The following is a 19,612-nucleotide window of genomic DNA, read 5'->3' as shown; positions in this document are numbered from 1 at the left end:
GAGCGCTCGATGAAACTGCGCAACCAGTTGTTTCTTGCCATCTGCCTGTTCTTGCTGGTGGCGTTCAGCGGCAGTTTTTATGCCAGCCTGGAAAGCTCTCGCGAGCAAACGCTGGGCCAGTTGCGCGCCCATGCCCAGGACGCCGCGACCGCCCTGGGCCTGACCTTGACCACCCAGGTCGACGACCCGGCGATGATGGAGTTGATGGTCAGCTCGATTTTCGACAGCGGCTATTACAGCGACATCCGCGTCACCCACCTGGAGAATCGGCAGGTGCTGGTGCAGCGCAGCGTCCCCGAGCGAATCGACGGCGTGCCCGGCTGGTTCGTCAACCTGGTGAATTTGCGCCCCGAGGGCGGCGATGCATTGATCACCCGTGGCTGGCAACAGGTGGCGCGCGTTGAAGTGTTGAGCAATCCCCAGTTCGCCCTGGCCAAGCTCTGGGACAGCACACTGGGAAGCCTCGTCTGGTTGCTGCTCTGCGGGCTGCTCAGTGCAGTGTTCGGTGGCTGGCTGCTGCGTCGGCAATTACGCCCGCTCGACACCATGGTTCGCCAGGCCGACGCTATCAGCAAACGCGAGTTTCTCAGCTTGCCGACGCTGCCGCGCACACCGGAGTTGAAACGCGTGGTGCTGGCGATGAACCAGATGGTCGAGAAGCTCAAGACGCTGTTCGCCGAAGAGGCGGCGCGCAGTGAAAAACTGCTCGGCGAGTCCTACCGGGACAGCCTGACAGGGCTGGCCAACCGGCGATTGCTCGATGAACAACTGGCCGATCAATTGCGGATCTCCGAGCAAAATGGCGACGGTCATCTGCTGATGCTGCAGCTCAACGATTTGGCCGGGCTCAATCAACGCCTTGGCGGGCAGCGCACCGATGCGTTGATTGGCGCGGTCGGCGACTTGCTCAAGCGCCTGACTCAGGTACCGCAACGGCGCACCTGGCTGGCAGCGCGCAATCGCGGTGGCGAATTCAGCCTGCTGGCACCGGATCTCGATACCGAGGAGGCGACGCGCCTGGCCGCCGAGCTCAGCGCCACCCTGGAAAACCTGCGCCTGACTGGTGAGAGTGATTGCATGCCCGTCGCCCATCTGGGCATCGTCGCCTTCCATCCCGGCGACCCGGCGAGCCACGTGCTGCATCAACTTGACCAGGCACTGAACGAAGCCCGGCAACATCCCGAGCGCCCCTGGGCCGTGTTGGGCCACAGCGACAGCGCACCAAAGAAGGCCCAACACCACTGGCACACCTGGCTCGACGCTGCCCTGAACGAAGGCCAGCTGCAGTTGTATTTTCAACCGGTGGTGTTATGCGCCGACACTCGTCAGGTGCTGCATCACAAAGTCCTCGCACGCCTGCTCGACCCACAGGGCGAAGCGGTTGCCGCCGGCCAGTTCCTGCCGTGGATCGAGCGGTTTGGCTGGTCGGCGCGCTTTGACCTGGCGATGCTCGAAGCCACCCTCGAATACCTCGTCATCAACCGGATGCCCCTGGCATTGAGCCTGTCCGGCAGCACCTTGCGCGATCAGGCGCAGGTGCAACTGATCCTCGACATGCTTGAATCCCTGCCGGAACTGGCGCCCTTCCTGACCCTGGAAATCGATGAGCGCCAACTGCCTCCGCCAGACCCGTTGCAACGCTTGAGCCACAGCCTGCTCGCCACCGGTTACCGCATCGGGCTGCAGCATTTTGGCGGCCATTTCAGCCAGATCGGCAACCTCACGCAACTGGGGCTGGCGTACCTTAAAATCGACGGTGCCTACATCCGTGGCATCGATGCAGAGCATGATAAACGGCTGTTCATCGAGGCGGTTTGCCGCACGACCCACAGCATCGACTTACCCTTGATAGCCGAGAAAGTGGAAACCCAGGGGGAGCTGGAAGCGATCCGGGCATTGGGGGTGTTTGGCGTGATGGGGCGCTTGATCGGTGAGCCGCAGCCGATGTGATCTGCGGACGGTCGCAGGCAAAAAAAACCGCTCTCCCCTGTCACAGGAAGAGCGGTTTTTTATTGCGGCTTTCAGGTCACACGGTATCCACCTTCAATGAATGATCATTGAGCATGCCGTTGATGATGGTGGCCGCATCCGCTGAGCCAACGACCCCGCCCGCCCCCGGCATGACCCCATAGTGGCTGGCCAGGTTGACGCCGGCCAGGTCGATGGTCTGGTTCGGCGCGGCGCCGGCCATGGCGCTGACGTCGATGCTGGTCACCAGTGACGCGCCGCTGCCGCTGACGGTGAAATGCAGGTAGTCATCCAGTGAAGCCGCGGTGTTGGTCTCTCCTTGCAGCAGTTGCGACAGGTCGAGCTTGTCGGCACCCGGTGTGAAGTCGGTGATGACGTCGTGACCGCTGTTGCCGTTGAGCCACTGGAAGGTGTCGGCGCCACTTCCGCCGGTGAGGGTGTTATTGCCCAGGCCGCCGATCAGGAAGTCGTCGCCACCCGCGCCGTTGAGCACGTCGTTACCCAGGCCACCGGTGATGATGTTGCTGTTGTGATCGCCGGTAAGCAAGTCATTGAAGTTGGAGCCGGTCAGGTTTTCGATGGCGGTCAGGGTGTCGGTGCCGGCACCGATGGTGTTCTGTGCGCCGCTCTCGCCGAGATTGACCGTGACCCCGGCGGTGGCGTGGGCATAGCTCGCGGTGTCGATGCCCGTGCCGCCATCGAGCAGGTCGTTGCCCGGTCCGCTGTAGAGCAAGTCGTTGCCTGCTCCACCGTGCAGCTCGTTGTTGCCGGTGTCGGCGACCAGCACGTCATCCCCCGCTGTCCCGGTGAGGATGTGGTCAGCCTGGTAGCTGATGCTGTCGCTGCCGCCATGGTGGTCGCTGGCGGAGTAGCTGTGGTCCGGCGCAGTGTCCTTGGCCGCGGAGTAATCGACGGTCATCTTCAACTCGTAGTTTTCAGCGCTGTTTGCGCCTGGGCCCGGACCGTCGGGGATGTTGCTGATGTGGATGTGATAGGTCGCATCCTCCTTCGCCGTAAGGGTCTGGCCATCAGCGATGGGCGTGTAGGCGCCATCGTTGATCGAGTACTCCAGGCTGACCTGACCGGCAGTGAGGTTGTGATCCAGGTTGAGGGTTTCCCCCTGCTTGAGATTGACGGTGATCAGGTCATCGCTGTTGTGACCGTTGACCGCACCCAGCGCTCCGCTGACCACCAGGACCGCGGTCATGGCCGCCGTATTCGCGACGAAGGCGCTGCGGGCGATATCGGCATTGTCGCCGGAGACACTGTAGTTCGGTTTGGTCCCGGTAAAGTCTGCCCCTTTTGCGGGCTCCGAGGCTTTTTCGTGGACGCTCGCACCGCTGTCGTGGGCCGTCACCATGCAGCTGTTGTTCACGTCGATGGTGATCGTGGTGGTGCTTTCATCACCGTCACCGTCGCGCAGGGTGTAGGTGAACACATCACTCGCACCGGCCCCGCCCACCGAGTTCGGGTAGCTGTGATACAGCGCGTTGCCTGCCGCATCCAGGGTCAGGTAGCCATGGGTGCCGTTGATCTGGCTGCCCACGCCGCCATGCACCGGGGTCGAGGTGTCGTCGCCAGCACGCACGCCGACCACACCACCGCCGGCGAACTGGCCGTCGGCCCCCACGTGGTCGTTCCAGATCACGTTGCCACCGATGTAGCCGCCCTCTCCCACGGACGCAATGTCGGCAGTAGCGGTCGGTACGTCATCGACGATGTTGACCACGATGGTGCTGGTGGCGATGTTGCCCAGGCCGTCGATGGCCTGGTAGGTGAAGGTTTCGTGCAGGACGTTGGCACCATCGTTGGCTGGCGGCGTGGTGCTGGCTGGCGAAGTCAGGGTGTAGGTATAGCTGCCATCAGGGTGCAGCAACAATTGGCCGTAGGTGCCGATGGCATTGCTGACCAGGCTGTAGGTGATGGTGCCGCTGCCGCCGTGGACCGCGCCGACGAGTGTACCGCTGGCGATTTCGCCGGGGTTGCACGGCTGCTCCAGGGCACTTTCGTAGACGGTCACATCGTGGTCGCTGGCCGCGACCAGGCAGCTGTTGTGCACGTCAATGGTGACCGTGGTGGTGCTTTCGTCACCGTCACCATCGCGCAGGGTGTAGGTGAACACGTCGCTCGCACCCGGGCCACTCACCGTATTCGGGTAGCTGTGATACAGCGCGTTGCCTGCCGCATCCAGGGTCAGGTAACCGTAGGTGCCGTTGATCTGGCTGTTGAGCCCGCCATACACCGGCGTCGAGGTGTCGTCGCCAGCGCGCACGCCGACCACACCACCGCCGGCGAACTGGCCATCGGCCCCTGCGTGGTCATTCCAGATTACGTTGCCACCGATGTAGCCGCCCTCTCCCACGGACGCAATGTCCGGGATTGCGGTCGGCACGTCATCGACGATGTTGACCACGATGGTGCTGGTGGCGATGTTGCCCAGGGCGTCAGTGGCCTGGTAGGTGAAGGTTTCGTGCAGGACGTTGGCGCCATCGTTGGCCAGCGGCGTGGTGCTGGCTGGCGAAGTCAGGGTGTAGGTATAGCTGCCATCAGGGTGCAGCAACAATTGGCCGTAGGTGCCGATGGCGTTGCTGACCAGGCTGTAGGTGATGGCGCCGCTGCCGCCGTGTACCGCACCCACCAGGGTGCCGCTGGCGATTTCGCCGGTGTTGCATGGCTGTTCCAGGGCATTTTCGTAGACGGTCACGTCCTGGTCGCTGGCCGCGACCAGGCAGCTGTTGTGCACGTCGATGGTGACGGTGGTGGTGCTTTCGTCACCGTCGGCATCGCGCAGGGTGTAGGTGAACACATCGCTCGCGCCCGGCTCGCTCACCGAGTTCGGATAGCTGTGGTACACGGCGTTGCCCGCCGCATCCAGGGTCAGGTAACCGTAGGTGCCGTTGATCTGGCTGTTCAGGCCGCCATGCGCCGGGGTCGAGGTATCGGAGCCGGCACGCACGCCGACCACGCCACCGCCGGAGCCATCGGCGCCGCCAACGTCGTTCACCAGCACATTACCGGTAACGGTTGCGCCCTCGCCCACCGAGGTCGCATCGGGCTTGGCGGTCGGCAGGTCGTCGGCGACCTTGACGTTGATTTCGCCGCGCGCCTCGCTGCCGTCGGCATCCACGGCGATGACTTCGAAGTTTTCGGTGATGCTGTTGGCGCCATCGGCGTTGGGGTGGGTGTCGGTGTAGTTGAGGGTGTAGCTGTAGCTCACCACGCCGGTGGCCGGGTCGAAGCCGGTGATGGTCAGGGTGCTGCCTATCCAGGTGCTGCCGGAGATCGGCAAGCCCTGCACCACGCCACCGCTGATAATCTGGACGCCGGAAATGCTCAGGCTCTGCAGGCCGTCCGGGGCGTTCACGGTGAAGGTCCCGTGCTGGGTCAGCGCCGGGGCGTCGGGGTCGCTGCCGTAGGTGAGGTTTTTCTCGTAGACGGTCAGTTCGCCGCCTGCGACGTCCAGGCCGCCGAGGGTCACCCCGTCGTCGTTGTTGTGCACGTTCAGCACCAGGTTGGCGGTGCTGCTGTCGCCGTCGGCGTCGGTCAGGGTGTAGGTGAAGGTCTCGGTGCCGTTGCCACCGCCGTGCAAACCCTTGAAGTCGGCGTCGCCGGGATTGAGGGTGTAGGTGTAGGTACCGTTGGCGTTGAGCACCAGGGTGCCGTAGGTGCCGACGAAGGTGCCGGGGGTGATCGGGCCGCTGTTGGGGCCGGTCGCTACGCGGTCGGCGCCTTGCACGTCGTTGCCCAGGACGTTGCCTTCGAGGGTGAGTCGGGTTTCCGAGGCGGTGTCGAGGTGGTGGTCATCGATCGCCTTGGGCACGTCGTCGACGATGTTGATCTCGATGGTGCTGGTGACGATGTTGCCCAGGCCGTCAGTGGCCTGGTAGGTGAAGCTTTCGTGCAGGGTATTGGCGCCGTCGTCCGCGTGCGGCGTGGTGCTGGCCGGTGAGGTCAGGGTGTAGGTGTAGCTGCCGTCAGGGTGCAGCAGCAATTGGCCATAGGTGCCGATGGCATTGCTGACCAGGCTGTAGGTGATGGCGCCGCTGCCGCCGTGGACCGCGCCGACCAGGGTACCGCTGGCGGTTTCGCCGGTATTGCCAGGCTGGCTGCCGATCACGCTGCCGGGGGCCAGGTCCTGGCCGTCCTGGGTCAGGTCGAGGGCTTTTTCGAAGACGGTCACGTCCTGGTCACTGGCCGCGACCAGGCAGCTGTTGTGCACGTCGATGGTGACGGTGGTGGTGCTTTCGTCACCGTCGGCATCGCGCAGGGTGTAGGTGAACACATCGCTCGCACCCGGGCCGCTCACCGCGTTCGGGTAGCTGTGGTACAGCGCGTTGCCTGCCGCATCCAGGGTCAGGTAACCGTAGGTGCCGTTGATCTGGGTGTTCAGGCCGCCGTGCACCGGGGTCGAGGTGTCGGAGCCTGCGCGCACGCCGACCACGCCACCGCCAGCAAACTGGCCATCGGCACCCACGTTGTCGTTCCAGATCACGTTGCCGCCGATATAGCCGCCCTCTCCCACCGAGGCGATGTCCGGGATAGCGGTTGGCACGTCATCGACGATGTTGATCACGATAGTGCTGGTGACCACATTACCCAGGCCATCGACGGCCTGGTAGGTGAAGCTTTCGTGCAGGGTGTTGGCGCCGTCGTTGGCTTGCGGTGCGGTGCTGGCTGGCGAAGTCAGGGTGTAGGTGTAGCTGCCGTCCGGGTTCAGCAGCAGCTGGCCGTAGGTGCCGATGGCATTGCTGAGCAGGCTGTAGGTAATGGCGCCGCTGCCGCCGTGAACTGCACCGACCAGAGTGCCGCTGGCGGTTTCGCCAGTGTTGTATGGCTGGCTGCCGGTCACGCTGCCGGGCGCCAGGTCCTGACCGTCCTGGTACGGGTCCAGGGCTTTTTCATACACGGTCACGTCGTGATCGCTGGCCGCGACCAGGCAGCTGTTGTGCACGTCGATGGTGACGGTGGTGGTGCTTTCGTCACCATCGGCATCGCGCAGGGTGTAGGTGAACACATCGCTCGCGCCCGGCGCGCTCACCGAGTTCGGGTAGCTGTGGTACACGGCGTTGCCCGCCGCATCCAGGGTCAGGTAACCGTAGGTGCCGTTGATCTGGCTGTTCAGGCCGCCATCCACCGGGGTCGAGGTGTCGGAGCCGGCACGCACGCCGACCACGCCACCGGCGGAGCCATCGGAACCGCCGATATCGTTTACCAGCACGTTGCCGGTGACGGTGCCGCCCTCGGCCACCGAGGTTGCATCGGCGCGAGCGGTCGGCAGGTCGTCGACGACCTTGACGTTGATTTCGCCGCGCGCCTCGCTGCCGTCGGCATCCACGGCGATGACTTCGAAGTTTTCGGTGATGCTGTTGGCGCCGTCGGCGTTGGGATGGGTTTCGGTGTAGTTGAGGGTGTAGCTGTAGCTCACGACGCCGGTGGCCGGGTCGAAGCCGGTGATGGTCAGGGTGCTGCCTATCCAGGTGCTGCCGGAGATCGGCAAGCCCTGCACCACGCCACCGCTGATAATCTGGACGCCGGAAATGCTCAGGCTCTGCAGGCCGTCCGGGGCGTTCACGGTGAAGGTCCCGTGCTGGGTCAGCGCCGGGGCGTCGGGGTCGCTGCCGTAGGTGAGGTTTTTCTCGTAGACGATCAGTTCGCCGCCTGCGACGTCCAGGCCACCGAGGGTCACCCCGTCGTCGTTATTGTGTACGTTCAGCACCAGGTTGGCGGTGCTGCTGTCGCCGTCGGCGTCGGTCAGGGTGTAGGTGAAGGTCTCGGTGCCGTTGCCGCCGGCGTGCAAGGCCTTGAAGTCGGCGTCGCCGGGATTGAGGGTGTAGGTGTAGGTACCGTTGGCGTTGAGCACCAGGGTGCCGTAGGTGCCGACGAAGGTGCCGGGGGTGATTGGGCCGCTGTTGGCGCCGGTCGCGACGCGGTCGGCGCCTTGCACGTCATTGCCCAGGACGTTGCCTTCGAGGGTGAGCAGGGTTTCCGAGGCGGCATTGGCGTGGGCGTCATCGATCGCCTTGGGCGCGTCGTCGGTGATGTTGACGTCCAGGGTACCGGTGGCGGTGTCGCCGTTGCTGTCACCGGCCACCACGGTGAAGTGTTCGCTGAGTTGAGTACCGTCGCCGGTCGAATGGTTTTCGCTACCGTTGAGGGTGTAGCTGTAACTCACCACGCCCGTGGTCGGGTTGTAGCCGGTGATGGTCAGGGTGCTGCCCAGCGGCGTGGTGATCGATTGCGGAAAACCGTTGGCCACGCCAGCGCTGATCACGCTGATCCCGCCGATGCTCAGGCTGGTCAGGCCGTCAGCTGCCGTGACGGTGAAGGTGCCGCTCTGGGTCAGCGCGTCGGGATTGCTCGCCGAACCTTCGGCCAGGTTGGCTTCCTTGACGGTCAGTTCACCGCCCGCCACCGACAGCCCGTTGAGGCTGACCGGATTGTTCTCGGGCGGGGTGACGACAGGGGGTATGACTTCCGGTGGTGTGACTACCGGCGGCGTGACTTCAGGTGGTGTTACCAAGGGTGGTACCACCACCACAGGCGGTGTAATGACTGGCGGCGTAATCAGCGGTGCAGAGGCGCCATCATCAGGGTTGCGATCGCCGTCGTGCCGCTCCCGCGGAAACTCCGGAATACCGTTGAACCCGGCGGTTGGGAAACCGATGGTCGGATCGACATGCCCCCCCACTTCCTCAAGCATGACAAAACTGTGGCCCCCGCCCAGTGCGCCCCCAGCAGGTCCGGTCGAACCCGGGCCGGCCGCCGTGGCTTCAGCGGTCTGGGTCGGGTCGTCACCGGCGGCAATGGCTTTTTGCAGTTGCTCGACATCGGTCAACTGCGCCTGGCTCGGGGTCGTCGCTTCAGCGGTATCCACATGGGGCGAAGTTTGCGCCAGCAACTGGTCAGTCATTTGCAGGCTACTGCCACGGCCCAGCGTCAATTCCTGGCCGTTTTGCAGATGCACCGCCACCGCGCCTTCGGCCCCGGTCACCAGTTGATCGCCGGCAAACAACCGGTCCCCCTCGACCAGCACTCGACGGGCGCCGTCACCCGCCACCGCGAAGACCTGACCGACAACCTTGCTGACGATACCGATGAGCGTAGCCATGTGCATTCCCTCCGCTGCCAACGCTTTGTCGGCACCCTGTCTGAATGCGGAGAACATGCACATGGGCTCAAGCAGGTTGCCTGGCGAATTGCCGCCGCTGTTCGCGAACCGGATAACCCCTTTGCAATCAATGGCATTGGGCTACCTGTCGAAAATAACGTCATCCGCCAGCATTGCGTAACAGTCCTGAATCACCTTGGCGACAAAAAACCGTCACCCCAGTCTGCCTCGCATCCCTCCCCTCCAGCACTTCTCCGCTCTTTGTCGATAAGTGGACTTGAACTTTCCTCAAGCCGTGATGAGCGCCATAAGGCACATAAATCAAGGGCTTTCGCAGTGAACAATGTGCTGGATTTGGCAGAGTACATAAGTTTTTTTTGGCATAAGTCTTATGAGAAAAACTTCTTAGGTCCGCCTGAAAATGTTCTTAGCTCTCTTGTTACAAGCATGAAACGGTTTTACCTATAAATGTCGTCAAATAATTGGCGACGCATAAAGTACCACTAGGATTCAGGGAGATGGACCATGCGCCTTTTAAACCCCCTCTGCAGCGCGGTTTTGCTGGCAATTGCCTGCAGTTCCCAAGCGCATGCCATGTCACTGACCGAAGCGATCCAGAGCACTATCGCGACCCACCCGGAGCTGGCATCGCGGGTGGACAGCCGTCTGTCGGCTGACGAAGACGTGAAGGTCGCCAAGGGCGGTTTTTATCCATCGGTGGACCTGAATGCCGCGTACGGGCGCGGGTACAGCGACAACACCAACACCCGGGCGCTGGGCAATCACCACACCGAAATCCTCAATTACACCCAGTCGGAACTGCGTCTGCGGCAGATGCTCTTCGACGGGTTCAACACCGCCAACGAAGTCGAGCGGACCAAGGGCGTCGTCAACTCCCGGGCGTATTACGCCCAGGGCACCGCCCAGGACCTGGCCCTGCGCACCACCGAGGTCTACCTCGAAGTGCTCAAGCGCCGCGAGCTGGTGACATTGGCCAAGAACAACCTGCAGGCGCACTTGCGCGTCAACGAACAGATCGGCTTGCGCACCGAGCGCGGGGTCGGCAGCAACGCCGACGCCGACCAGTCCAGCGCCCGTCGGGCCCTGGCAGAAAACAACCTCGACACCGCCGAAGTCGATCTGGCCGACGCCGAGTCGAACTTCGCCGCCGTGGTCGGGCGCCTGCCCGATGAGCTCGAAGCGCCGCCGTCGATCCGTGGTGAAGTGCCCGCCTCGCTGACCGATGCCCAGCAAAGCATGGTCGACAACAACCCCTACCTGAAATCCGCCCAGGCCGACGTGCAATCGGCCGAGAGCCAGTACGAAGTCGCCAAGTCGCCGTTCTACCCACGCTTCGACGCCGAAGCCGCGGTGGGCGCGAACAACAACATCGCCGGCGAAGAAGGCCATGACAACGAATGGCGGGTCGGCGTGGTGATGAACTACAACCTGTTCCGCGGCGGCAGCGACAAGGCGCGCCTGCAGTCCGATGCCCACAAGATCAATCAGGCGATGGACATCCGCAACAACGCCCTGCGCCAGCTCAACGAAAACATCAACCTGGCCTGGAACGCCATGGTCAACGCCAAGAAACAAACGCCGACCGCCCGCGAGTACGCCGAGACCAGCCGACGCGTGCGCGTGGCGTATCAGGATCAGTTCGGCCTCGGCCAACGTACCCTGCTCGACCTGCTGGACAGCGAAAACGAGCTGTACAACGCCAACCGCCGCTACACCGAGGTCCGCTACACCGAGGAGTATTCGATGTACCGCGTGCTGGCGAACATGGGCCAGTTGCTGAGCAAGCAACACGTGGTGCTGCCGGCCGACGCCGTCGCCCAGGCGGAAGTGAAAAGCGAAGCTCGCCTGCCTGAACTTAGATGACTCCTGTGTAGGAGCTGCCGCAGGCTGCGATCTTTGATCTTGCTTCTTAAAAACAAAATCAAAAGATCGCAGCCTGCGGCAGCTCCTACAGGGGGAGGTGTTCAAGCAGATACCCATGCCATATGCCGTAGCGCAACGGGAGCGATCAATGTGACCAGCATGGAAACCGCCAACACCGGTGTCGATCCACGCCTGAGCTTCGATGACCCGCTTCTGGACGGTCTGTTGATCCTCTGCAAACTCCACGGCGCGACGGTCAGTCGCGCCAGCCTCAGTGCCGGGCTCCCAATGGCACACCAACGCCTGAGCCTGGACCTGCTGCCCCGCGCAGCGGCCCGGGCGGGATTGCAGGCGCGTCTGCTGCGCCGCGACCTGAAAGACATCAGCGCGCTCAACCTGCCGGTGCTGCTGTTGCTCAACAACGGCCGCACCACCGTGCTGCGCCGCTTTGGCGAGGATGGCCGGGTCCTGGTCCTGCCCAGCGAAGCCGATGGCGGCGAGCAATGGACCACCACTCAAGAGCTTGCCGAACACTACAGTGGCCAGGCGCTGTTCGCCCGACCCCGGCATGAACTCGAAGACCTCCGTTCCCCCTTGGTGCCGCGGGTAGAGGCCTGGTTTCGCGACACGTTGAAGCTGTCGAAATGGTTGTATAGCGACGCGATCCTGGCGAGCTTCCTGATCAACCTGCTGGGCCTGATGGTGCCGCTGTTCGTGATGCAGACCTACGACCGCGTGGTGCCGAACCAGGCCACCTCGACCCTGTGGGTGCTGGCCATCGGCCTGCTGATCGGTACCGGTTTCGAACTGGTGCTGCGGGTGGTGCGCGCGCACTTGCTGGACACCGCCGGCAGGAAGACCGACGTGATTCTCTCGGCGACCCTGTTCGAACGCATCACCGGCATGGCGATGAAGGCCAAGCCTGTGACCATCGGTGGCTTTGCCCAGAGCATTCACGACTTCCAGGGGCTGCGCGAGTTTCTCACCGCCGTGACCCTCACCAGCCTGATCGACCTGCCCTTTGCCCTGCTGATGCTGGTGGTGATCGGCCTGCTGGGCGGCTGGCTGGTGGTGATCCCGGTCCTGGCGTTTCCGATCACGATCATTTTCGCCATGATCATCCAGGCGCGCTTGCGCGACACCGTGCAGAAAAGCCTGAGCCTGGGCGCCGAACGCCAGGCCCTGCTGATCGAGACCCTCGGCGGCCTGGAAACCCTCAAGGCCTGCAGCGCCGAAAGCGAGCGCCAGCACAAATGGGAAAGCACCCACGGCGCCCTCACCCGCCTCGACAGCCATGCGCGCAACCTCTCGGCACTGGCCACCAACGGCACGCTGTTCATCCAGCAGTTTTCCGGCATGGCGACCATCGTCGCCGGGGTCTACAGCATCATCGCCGGTAACCTCAGCGTCGGCGCACTGGTGGCGACCTACATGCTCGGCAGCCGGGTACTGGCACCACTGGGACAGATCGCCGGCCTGATCACGCGCTACCAGCAAGCGCAACTGACCATGAAAAGCACCGACGCACTGATGTCCCTGCCGCAAGAACGCGATGCCAATCAAAGGCCGCTGGAACGCACGCAACTGCAAGGCGCCCTGGATGTGGTCGGCGTGACCTTCCACTACAACGGCCAGAATGCCCCGGCGCTGGCCAATGTCAGCTTCAGCGTGAAACCCGGCGAACGGATCGGCATCATCGGTCGCAGCGGCTCGGGCAAAAGCACCCTGGCGCGCCTGGTGATGGGCTTCTACGAACCGGCCCAGGGCCAATTGCTGCTCGATGGCCTGGACCTGCGGCAACTGGACGTCGCGGACCTGCGCCATCAGATCGGCTACGTCGCCCATGACCTGCCGCTGCTGGCCGGCAGCCTGCGCGACAACCTGACCCTGGGGGCGCGCTACATCAGTGACGCGCGCATGCTCGAGGTGGCTGAACTGACCGGCGTCACCGAACTGGCCCGGCAACACCCGCAAGGCTTCGACCGCCCAGTCGGCGAGCGCGGGCAATTGCTCTCCGGTGGCCAACGCCAGGCCGTGTTGCTGGCCCGGGCGTTGCTGCTCGACCCGCCGATCATGCTGCTCGACGAACCCACCAGTGCGATGGACAACAGCAGCGAAGACGCCCTGCGGCAAAAACTCCACACCTGGGTGCAGGGCAAGACCCTGCTGCTGGTGACCCATCGCACCTCGATGCTCAGCCTGGTCGATCGCCTGGTCGTGCTGGACAACGGGCGGATCGTCGCCGACGGCCCGAAAGAAGCGGTCATCGATGCACTGCGCAAGGGCCGTGTCGGCTCTGCGGCCGTCTAGGAGTTGCCTATGTCCGCTTCATCGGATTCTTCGAAAGCACGTGGCTACTTCGACAGCTTCAGCAAGAGTGCCGAAGCCGAGTTCATGCCGGAAACGGCCGGCGCCGCGTTGCAGGATTCCCCACGCTGGTCGCGGATTACCGTGTGGCTGGCCGCCGCGTTGCTGATCAGCGCGTTGGCCTGGGCCAGGTTCGCGGTGCTGCAGGAAGTCACCATGGGCGAAGGCAAGGCGATTCCGTCGAGCAAGGTCCAGGTGATCCAGAACCTCGAGGGTGGCATCGTCACCGAGATCTTCGTGCGTGAAGGGCAGATGGTGAACAAGGGCGACACCTTGCTGCGCCTGGATGACACGCGCTACCTGTCGAACAAGGGCGAAAGCGAGGTCGATCGCTACGCACTGACCGCGCAGGTCGAACGCCTGTCGGCCGAAGCCGAAGGCCGACCCTTCAAGCTGTCGGAAGAAGTGATTGCCAAGGCGCCGCAAGTGGCCGAAGACGAACGCTCGCTGTACGAACAGCGGCAACGTCGACTGGCCAGCGAACAACGCACGCTGACCGAACAACTGCGGCAAAAAACCCAGGAACTGGCGGAATTTCGCTCCAAAGCCGGGCAATACGGCTCCAGCCTGGCGCTGGTCAACCAGGAAATGGCCATGTCCGAGCCCCTGGTCAAGACCGGCGCCGTGTCGCCGGTGGAGATCCTGCGGCTCAAGCGCAGCGCGGTGGAAATCCGTGGTTCGCTGAACGCCACCACCCTGGCCATTCCCCGGGCGGAATCGGCGATTGCCGAGATCAGGAGCAAGATTGATGAATCCGAACAGACATTCCGCTCGGAGGCGGCCAAAGAGCTGAACGAGAAACGCACCGACCTGTCGAAAATCACAGCCTCGAGCATCGCCATCGACGACCGCGTGACCCGTACCACGGTGCTCTCGCCGGTCAAGGGCATCATCAAGATGCTGAAGGTAAACACCATCGGCGGCGTGGTCCAGCCGGGCAGTGACATGGTGGAAATCGTGCCGCTGGAAGACAACCTGCTGATCGAGGCCAAAGTCCGGCCACAGGACGTGGCGTTCCTGCATCCGGGCCAGAAAGCCATGGTCAAGTTCAGTGCCTATGACTACACCATCTATGGCGGCTTGAGTGCCAAGCTGGAGCTGATCGGCGCCGACACCATCACCGACGACAAGGGCAACAGTTTCTACCTGATCCAGGTGCGCACCGACAAAAACCACTTGGGTGGGGATGTGAAACCGTTGCTGATCATTCCGGGGATGGTGGCGACGGTGGATATCATTACCGGGGAGAAGACGGTGTTGGATTATCTGCTGAAACCGGTGTTGAAAGCGCGGACCGAGGCGATGCGCGAGCGGTAGTTATTCGAAAGTTGTGGTGATGATCTGCCGCCTTCGCGAGCAAGCCCGCTCCCACATTCGACCGAGTTCCTCCAGGAAAAATACGGTCAAATGTGGGAGCGGGCTTGCTCGCGAAGAGGCCGGCACATACAACATCATCTGTCGCCATGATTACGCTGAAAAACCTCCTCCCCCATCGCCGCAATCTGCCCCTCGATCAACGCTTCAAATGGTCTGAGCAACGGCGCAAAGCGGGTTGGCGCTTCCAGGGTTTCCAGCGCCTGCACAATCGCCTCCACCGTCGACAACGCCCCAGGCCCCGGTGCCTTGCGCAAGCGATAACGGGACACCCCGCCCTCCGCCAGCGTCACCCTCGGCAACGCTGCCAGCAACGGATTCAGATGCAGCATCTTGCGCGCCTTGCGCCAGGTGCCATCCGGTACCACCAGCAACAGCGGCTCATCGCCGGCGGCACAGGCCTGCATCGGCTGCGCGTCGTCCCCGGGAAACAGCAACCGCGCCCGATAGCCCGGCTGGTTCAACAACGTCGGTAGATCCTCGAACACCTCACCGACGATCAACTCGGCATTGTTCAACCCAAGCGCCGCCAACCGCGCGGTGTTCAGGGCATGGTTCACTTCGCTGGGGTGTTGCAACAGCAACACCCGGGTGCGGCTGTCGAGGCTGGGGATCAGCGGGCACAGGCAATGGCTTTGCGGGCGCAGGCAGCGGGGACATTGAATTCTCGGCATCTTCTTCACGCCTGGTTGAGTTGTGCTTTGAGCAGGTCGCGAAAGGTCTGGATCAGCGGCTCGCGGCTGCGGCCCCGGCGCACGATCATCGAGAACGGCGCCTGGTAACCGAAGGTGGCCGGCAGCAGCACGCGCAGGTCGCCCTTGTCGGCCCAGGCCTGGGCGTAGTGTTCCGGCAGGTAACCGATGTAGGCGCCGGACAGCACCAGAATCAGCTGCGCCTCCATACTCTCCACGGTTGCGGCGCTGTGCTTGAAACCATGACGGGCCAGTTCGGCCTGGCTCCAGTAGCCGCGACCGACCATGCGTTGCTGGGTGATGACTTGCTCGGGGATGCGCCGTTCATTGAACAGCGGATGCCGGGTGCTGCAATACAACCAGTGCTGTTCGCGGTACAGCGGCATGTACACCAGGCCGCTCATGCGCGTGGAAAACGCGCCGATGGCCAGGTCCAGGCGGTTGTCCTGCACACCCAATTGCAGTTCATAGGGGCTCATCACCGACAGGTGCAAGTGCACCGCCGGGTGCTCCTGGCTGTAGGCGCCGATGGCTTCGGCGAACGGCAGGGCCTTGTCGCTGACCGTGGAGTCGATCACCCCCAGGTTCAGCGTGCCACGCAATTCGCCCTTGAGCGCGGCGGCATATTGTTCGAAACCTTCAAGCTCGGCTAACAGGCGCAGGGTTTCCTGATGAAACAGTTCACCCTTGCTGGTCAGGCTGAACCCGCCGCGGCCGCGATGGCACAGGACCAGGCCCAGGGCGGCTTCGAGCTGGCTCATGTAGGTACTGATGGCCGACGTCGAGAGGTTGAGCTCTTGCTGGGCGTTGGCGAAGCCCTGATGACGCACCACGCTGACGAAAATGCGCAATAGTTTGAGGTCGGGTAAAGCGTTGGCCATGGGGGCTCCGTAACCTGTTCAGGTGAGTCCGCGTTGTCGGATGGGCGGTTGCTGCGCAACCGATCGCCAGCAAGCCGGCTCCTACAGGTTCAGCGATCAGGTCTGACGTAACGCAAATCTGTAGGAGCCGGCTTGCTGGCGATCAGCCCGCCCAGACAACACATCTCTCAAGCCGGGAAGTCTATCGCCGCTCCCGCCATTAGTTTAGAAAAATCTGAACTAAGTATTTGCCCGTAGCGATTCTTCCCGGCCACTACATTTCGCAGAATCGCCGCCACAAGGTTCGCCCGTGCCTTCCGTGAACGGCGAAACCCAATAAATAAAACAACGACGATGAGGCCCTACCCGTGGACAAGATTCTTCACCAACCACTGGGCGGCAACGAAATGCCGCGCTTCGGCGGCATCGCCACCATGATGCGACTCCCCCATGTACCGACCGCTGCAGGTCTGGACGCTGCTTTTGTCGGCGTGCCGCTGGACATCGGTACCTCCCTGCGCCCTGGCACTCGTTTCGGACCTCGCGAAATCCGCGCCGAATCGGTGATGATCCGCCCGTACAACATGGCCACTGGCGCTGCACCGTTCGACTCGCTGTCGGTTGCCGATATCGGCGACGTGGCGATCAACACCTTCAACCTGCTGGATGCCGTGCGGATCATCGAAGAATCCTACGACAACATCCTCGAACACGATGTGATCCCGCTGACCCTGGGCGGCGACCACACCATCACCCTGCCGATCCTGCGTGCCATCCATAAAAAGCACGGCAAGGTCGGCCTGGTGCACATCGACGCCCACGCCGATGTCAACGATCACATGTTCGGCGAGAAAATCGCCCACGGCACCACCTTCCGTCGCGCCGTCGAAGAAGGCCTGATCGACCCGGACCGTGTGGTCCAGATCGGCCTGCGCGCCCAGGGCTACACCGCTGACGACTTCAACTGGAGCCGCAACCAGGGCTTCCGTGTGGTCCAGGCCGAAGAGTGCTGGCACAAATCCCTGGCGCCATTGATGGCCGAAGTACGCGAGAAGGTCGGCGGCGGTCCGGTGTACCTGAGCTTCGACATCGACGGTATCGATCCGGCCTGGGCACCGGGTACTGGCACCCCGGAAATCGGTGGTCTGACGACCATTCAGGCCATCGAGATCGTTCGCGGCTGCCAAGGCCTGGACCTGATCGGTTGCGATCTGGTAGAAGTCTCGCCCGCTTACGACACCACCGGTAACACCTCGCTGCTGGCCGCCAACCTGCTGTACGAAATGCTCTGCGTACTGCCTGGCGTGGTCCATCGCTGAGGATCGGTCATGAACCAACGTGATCAGGTCTTGAAAGCGGCCGCCGACCTGGTGTCCGCCTTCGCCCGTAACGATCGCGAAGCCTACTTCGGCGCGTTCAGTGCCGACGCCAGCTTCGTCTTCTACACCCTCGAACAGCCGCTGCTGTCGCGCGATGCCTACCAGGCGTTGTGGGACAGCTGGCGTGCCGAGGACGGCTTCGAGGTGCTTTCGTGCACCTCGAGCAACGCCTTCGTCAGCCTGCAGGGTGACGCGGCGATTTTCATCCATGACGTGGCCACCGAGTTGCGCATGCAAGGGGAGCAACACTTCAGCCAGGAGCGCGAGACGATTGTTTTCAAGAAACAAGCGTCTGGCCAAGAACAACAAGGCCTATGGCTGGCCTGCCACGAACATTTGTCCGCGATGCCGGAAGGGCTGCCAACCCCTTAGCCAAACAGGTGACGCTCACACACGATGAGCGCGCCTTTATGATCGGAGCAGATCATGAATAACAACAACAACGACCAAAGCCTTACGCAGATTGAAACCCACGGGGTCGAACAGATCCCGGACAACGAACGCACCGCCGGCCCCACGGACCTGTTCCGGATGATCTTCGGGGGTTCCAACACCTTTGCCACCGCCGTGCTCGGCAGCTTCCCGGTACTGTTCGGCCTGTCTTTCCAGGCGGGCGTGCTGGCGATCGTGCTGGGCGTGTTGCTGGGTTCGCTGATCCTCGCGCCGATGGGCCTGTTCGGTCCGATCAACGGCACCAACAACGCCGTGTCTTCCGGTGCGCACTTCGGCGTGCACGGGCGGATCGTCGGTTCGTTCCTGTCGCTGTTGACCGCCATCGCCTTCTTCTCGCTCTCGGTGTGGAGTTCGGGGGATGCGCTGATCGGTGGCGCCAAACGCCTGATCGGCCTGCCGGAAACCGACTTGACCCTGGGCCTGGCCTACGGTCTGTTCGCGATCCTGGTGCTGACCGTGTGCATCTACGGCTTCCGTTTCCTGCTGTGGGTCAACAAGATCGCGGTGTGGAGCGCCAGCCTGCTGTTCCTGCTGGGCGTCTTCGCGTTTGCAGGGCCTTTCGATGCGAACTACGCCGGCACTGTGAACATGGGGCAACCGGGTTTCTGGGCGGCCTTCATCGGCGCTGCGCTGGTGGCCATGAGTAACCCGATCTCCTTCGGTGCGTTCCTCGGCGACTGGTCGCGCTACATTCCGCGTGAAACCTCCAAGCGCCGGATCATGGCCGCTGTGGTGATCTCGCAGATCGCGACCTTCATCCCGTTCCTGTTTGGCCTGACCACCGCCACCATCGTAGCGATCAAGGCACCGGACTACATCGCGGCCAACAACTATGTCGGCGGCCTGCTGGCGGTTTCACCGAGCTGGTTCTTCCTGCCGGTGTGCCTGATTGCGGTGATCGGCGGCATGTCCACCGGCACCACCTCGCTCTATGGCACCGGGCTGGACATGTCCAGCGTGTTTCCACGGGTGCTGTCGCGGGTCAAGGCGACGTTGCTGATCGGGGTGATGTCGATTGCCTTCATCTTCATCGGACGCTTCGCGGCGAACCTGGTGCAAAGCGTGTCGACCTTCGCCGTGCTGATCATCACCTGCACCACCCCATGGATGGTGATCATGATCATCGGCCTGCTGGTGCGTCGCGGCTTCTACTGCCCGGATGACCTGCAAGTGTTCACCCGCGGCGAGAAAGGTGGCCGCTACTGGTTCACCCACGGCTGGAACTGGCGTGGCCTGGGTGCCTGGATCCCGAGCGCGGCCGTCGGCTTGTGCTTCGTGAACCTGCCGGGGCAGTTCGTCGGACCACTGGGCGAATTGGCCGGCGGTATCGACGTCAGCCTGCCGGTCACCCTGGGCCTGGCTTCGCTGGTGTACCTGGCGCTGCTGAGCCTGTTCCCGGAACCCCGCGCGGTGTTCGGCCCGAATGATCCACGCAGCAAGAGCACGGACCCGCTCGTTAAACCGGCGATGCGACAGGTCGCCTGAGTAAACGCATTACCCCTGTGGGAGCGGGCTTGCTCGCGAAAG

At 63.1% G+C, this 19,612-nt stretch carries 11 protein-coding genes; 8 read left to right on the top strand and 3 right to left on the bottom strand.

The window, feature by feature from the left end; genetic code table 11:
- Positions 1-9 precede the first annotated feature (9 nt).
- Entirely contained in the window at positions 10-1,950 is a 1,941-nt protein-coding gene (gene lapD / locus DKB71_RS08210; RefSeq protein WP_408600056.1) for a cyclic di-GMP receptor LapD, read from the top strand.
- A gap of 76 nt (positions 1,951-2,026) precedes the next feature.
- On the opposite strand, the gene DKB71_RS08205 is transcribed toward lapD, so the two are convergent.
- The gene (locus DKB71_RS08205; protein WP_408600055.1) at positions 2,027-9,076 is read right to left on the bottom strand and encodes a retention module-containing protein; all 7,050 of its coding nucleotides are present in this window, start codon (positions 9,074-9,076) and stop codon (positions 2,027-2,029) included.
- On the opposite strand from DKB71_RS08205, the gene DKB71_RS08200 reads away from it, so the two are divergent.
- The 4 genes from DKB71_RS08200 to DKB71_RS08185 all read left to right on the top strand — a co-directional run bounded on the left by DKB71_RS08200 (position 9,077) and on the right by DKB71_RS08185 (position 14,644).
- A complete protein-coding gene (locus DKB71_RS08200) occupies positions 9,077-9,544 on the top strand; it encodes a hypothetical protein (protein ID WP_408600054.1) in 468 nt (155 codons plus the stop codon). It begins immediately after the preceding gene.
- Between the two features lie 57 nt (positions 9,545-9,601).
- Complete coding sequence (locus DKB71_RS08195) at positions 9,602-10,960, top strand: TolC family outer membrane protein (RefSeq protein WP_408600052.1); 1,359 nt, start codon at positions 9,602-9,604, stop codon at positions 10,958-10,960.
- 150 nt (positions 10,961-11,110) lie between these two features.
- Positions 11,111-13,270, top strand: coding sequence for a type I secretion system permease/ATPase (locus tag DKB71_RS08190; RefSeq protein WP_323627448.1), 2,160 nt, complete (start codon positions 11,111-11,113; stop codon positions 13,268-13,270).
- Between the two features lie 9 nt (positions 13,271-13,279).
- Positions 13,280-14,644: an HlyD family type I secretion periplasmic adaptor subunit gene (locus tag DKB71_RS08185; RefSeq protein ID WP_274073591.1), complete on the top strand. Its 1,365-nt coding sequence runs from the start codon at positions 13,280-13,282 to the stop codon at positions 14,642-14,644.
- Between the two features lie 134 nt (positions 14,645-14,778).
- On the opposite strand, the gene DKB71_RS08180 is transcribed toward DKB71_RS08185, so the two are convergent.
- Positions 14,779-15,375 carry a tRNA-uridine aminocarboxypropyltransferase gene (locus tag DKB71_RS08180; protein WP_408600051.1) on the bottom strand — a complete coding sequence of 199 codons (597 nt, stop codon included), beginning with the start codon at positions 15,373-15,375 and terminating at the stop codon, positions 14,779-14,781.
- A gap of 5 nt (positions 15,376-15,380) precedes the next feature.
- Positions 15,381-16,274 carry a LysR family transcriptional regulator gene (locus tag DKB71_RS08175; RefSeq protein ID WP_323606787.1) on the bottom strand — a complete coding sequence of 298 codons (894 nt, stop codon included), beginning with the start codon at positions 16,272-16,274 and terminating at the stop codon, positions 15,381-15,383.
- A 347-nt stretch (positions 16,275-16,621) separates the two neighbouring features.
- Between DKB71_RS08175 and speB the strand changes: the two genes are divergently transcribed.
- Genes speB through DKB71_RS08160 form a run of 3 tightly spaced genes read left to right on the top strand, consistent with a single transcriptional unit; the run spans position 16,622 to position 19,570 of the window.
- On the top strand, positions 16,622-17,572 hold the full coding sequence (gene speB, locus DKB71_RS08170) for an agmatinase (protein WP_110752643.1): 951 nt from the start codon (positions 16,622-16,624) through the stop codon (positions 17,570-17,572).
- Between the two features lie 9 nt (positions 17,573-17,581).
- Positions 17,582-18,004: a YybH family protein gene (locus DKB71_RS08165; protein ID WP_408600050.1), complete on the top strand. Its 423-nt coding sequence runs from the start codon at positions 17,582-17,584 to the stop codon at positions 18,002-18,004.
- Positions 18,005-18,058: 54 nt separating this feature from the next.
- Positions 18,059-19,570, top strand: a complete 1,512-nt coding sequence (locus tag DKB71_RS08160; RefSeq protein WP_274073589.1) for a cytosine permease — start codon at positions 18,059-18,061, stop codon at positions 19,568-19,570.
- Positions 19,571-19,612 lie beyond the last annotated feature (42 nt).

It is taken from the genome of Pseudomonas sp. PLMAX (assembly GCF_046042685.1).
Lineage (GTDB): Bacteria > Pseudomonadota > Gammaproteobacteria > Pseudomonadales > Pseudomonadaceae > Aquipseudomonas > Aquipseudomonas putida_AE.
The sequence above is the reverse complement of the archived record's forward strand: the minus strand, read 5'-3'. Positions and strand labels throughout refer to the sequence as shown.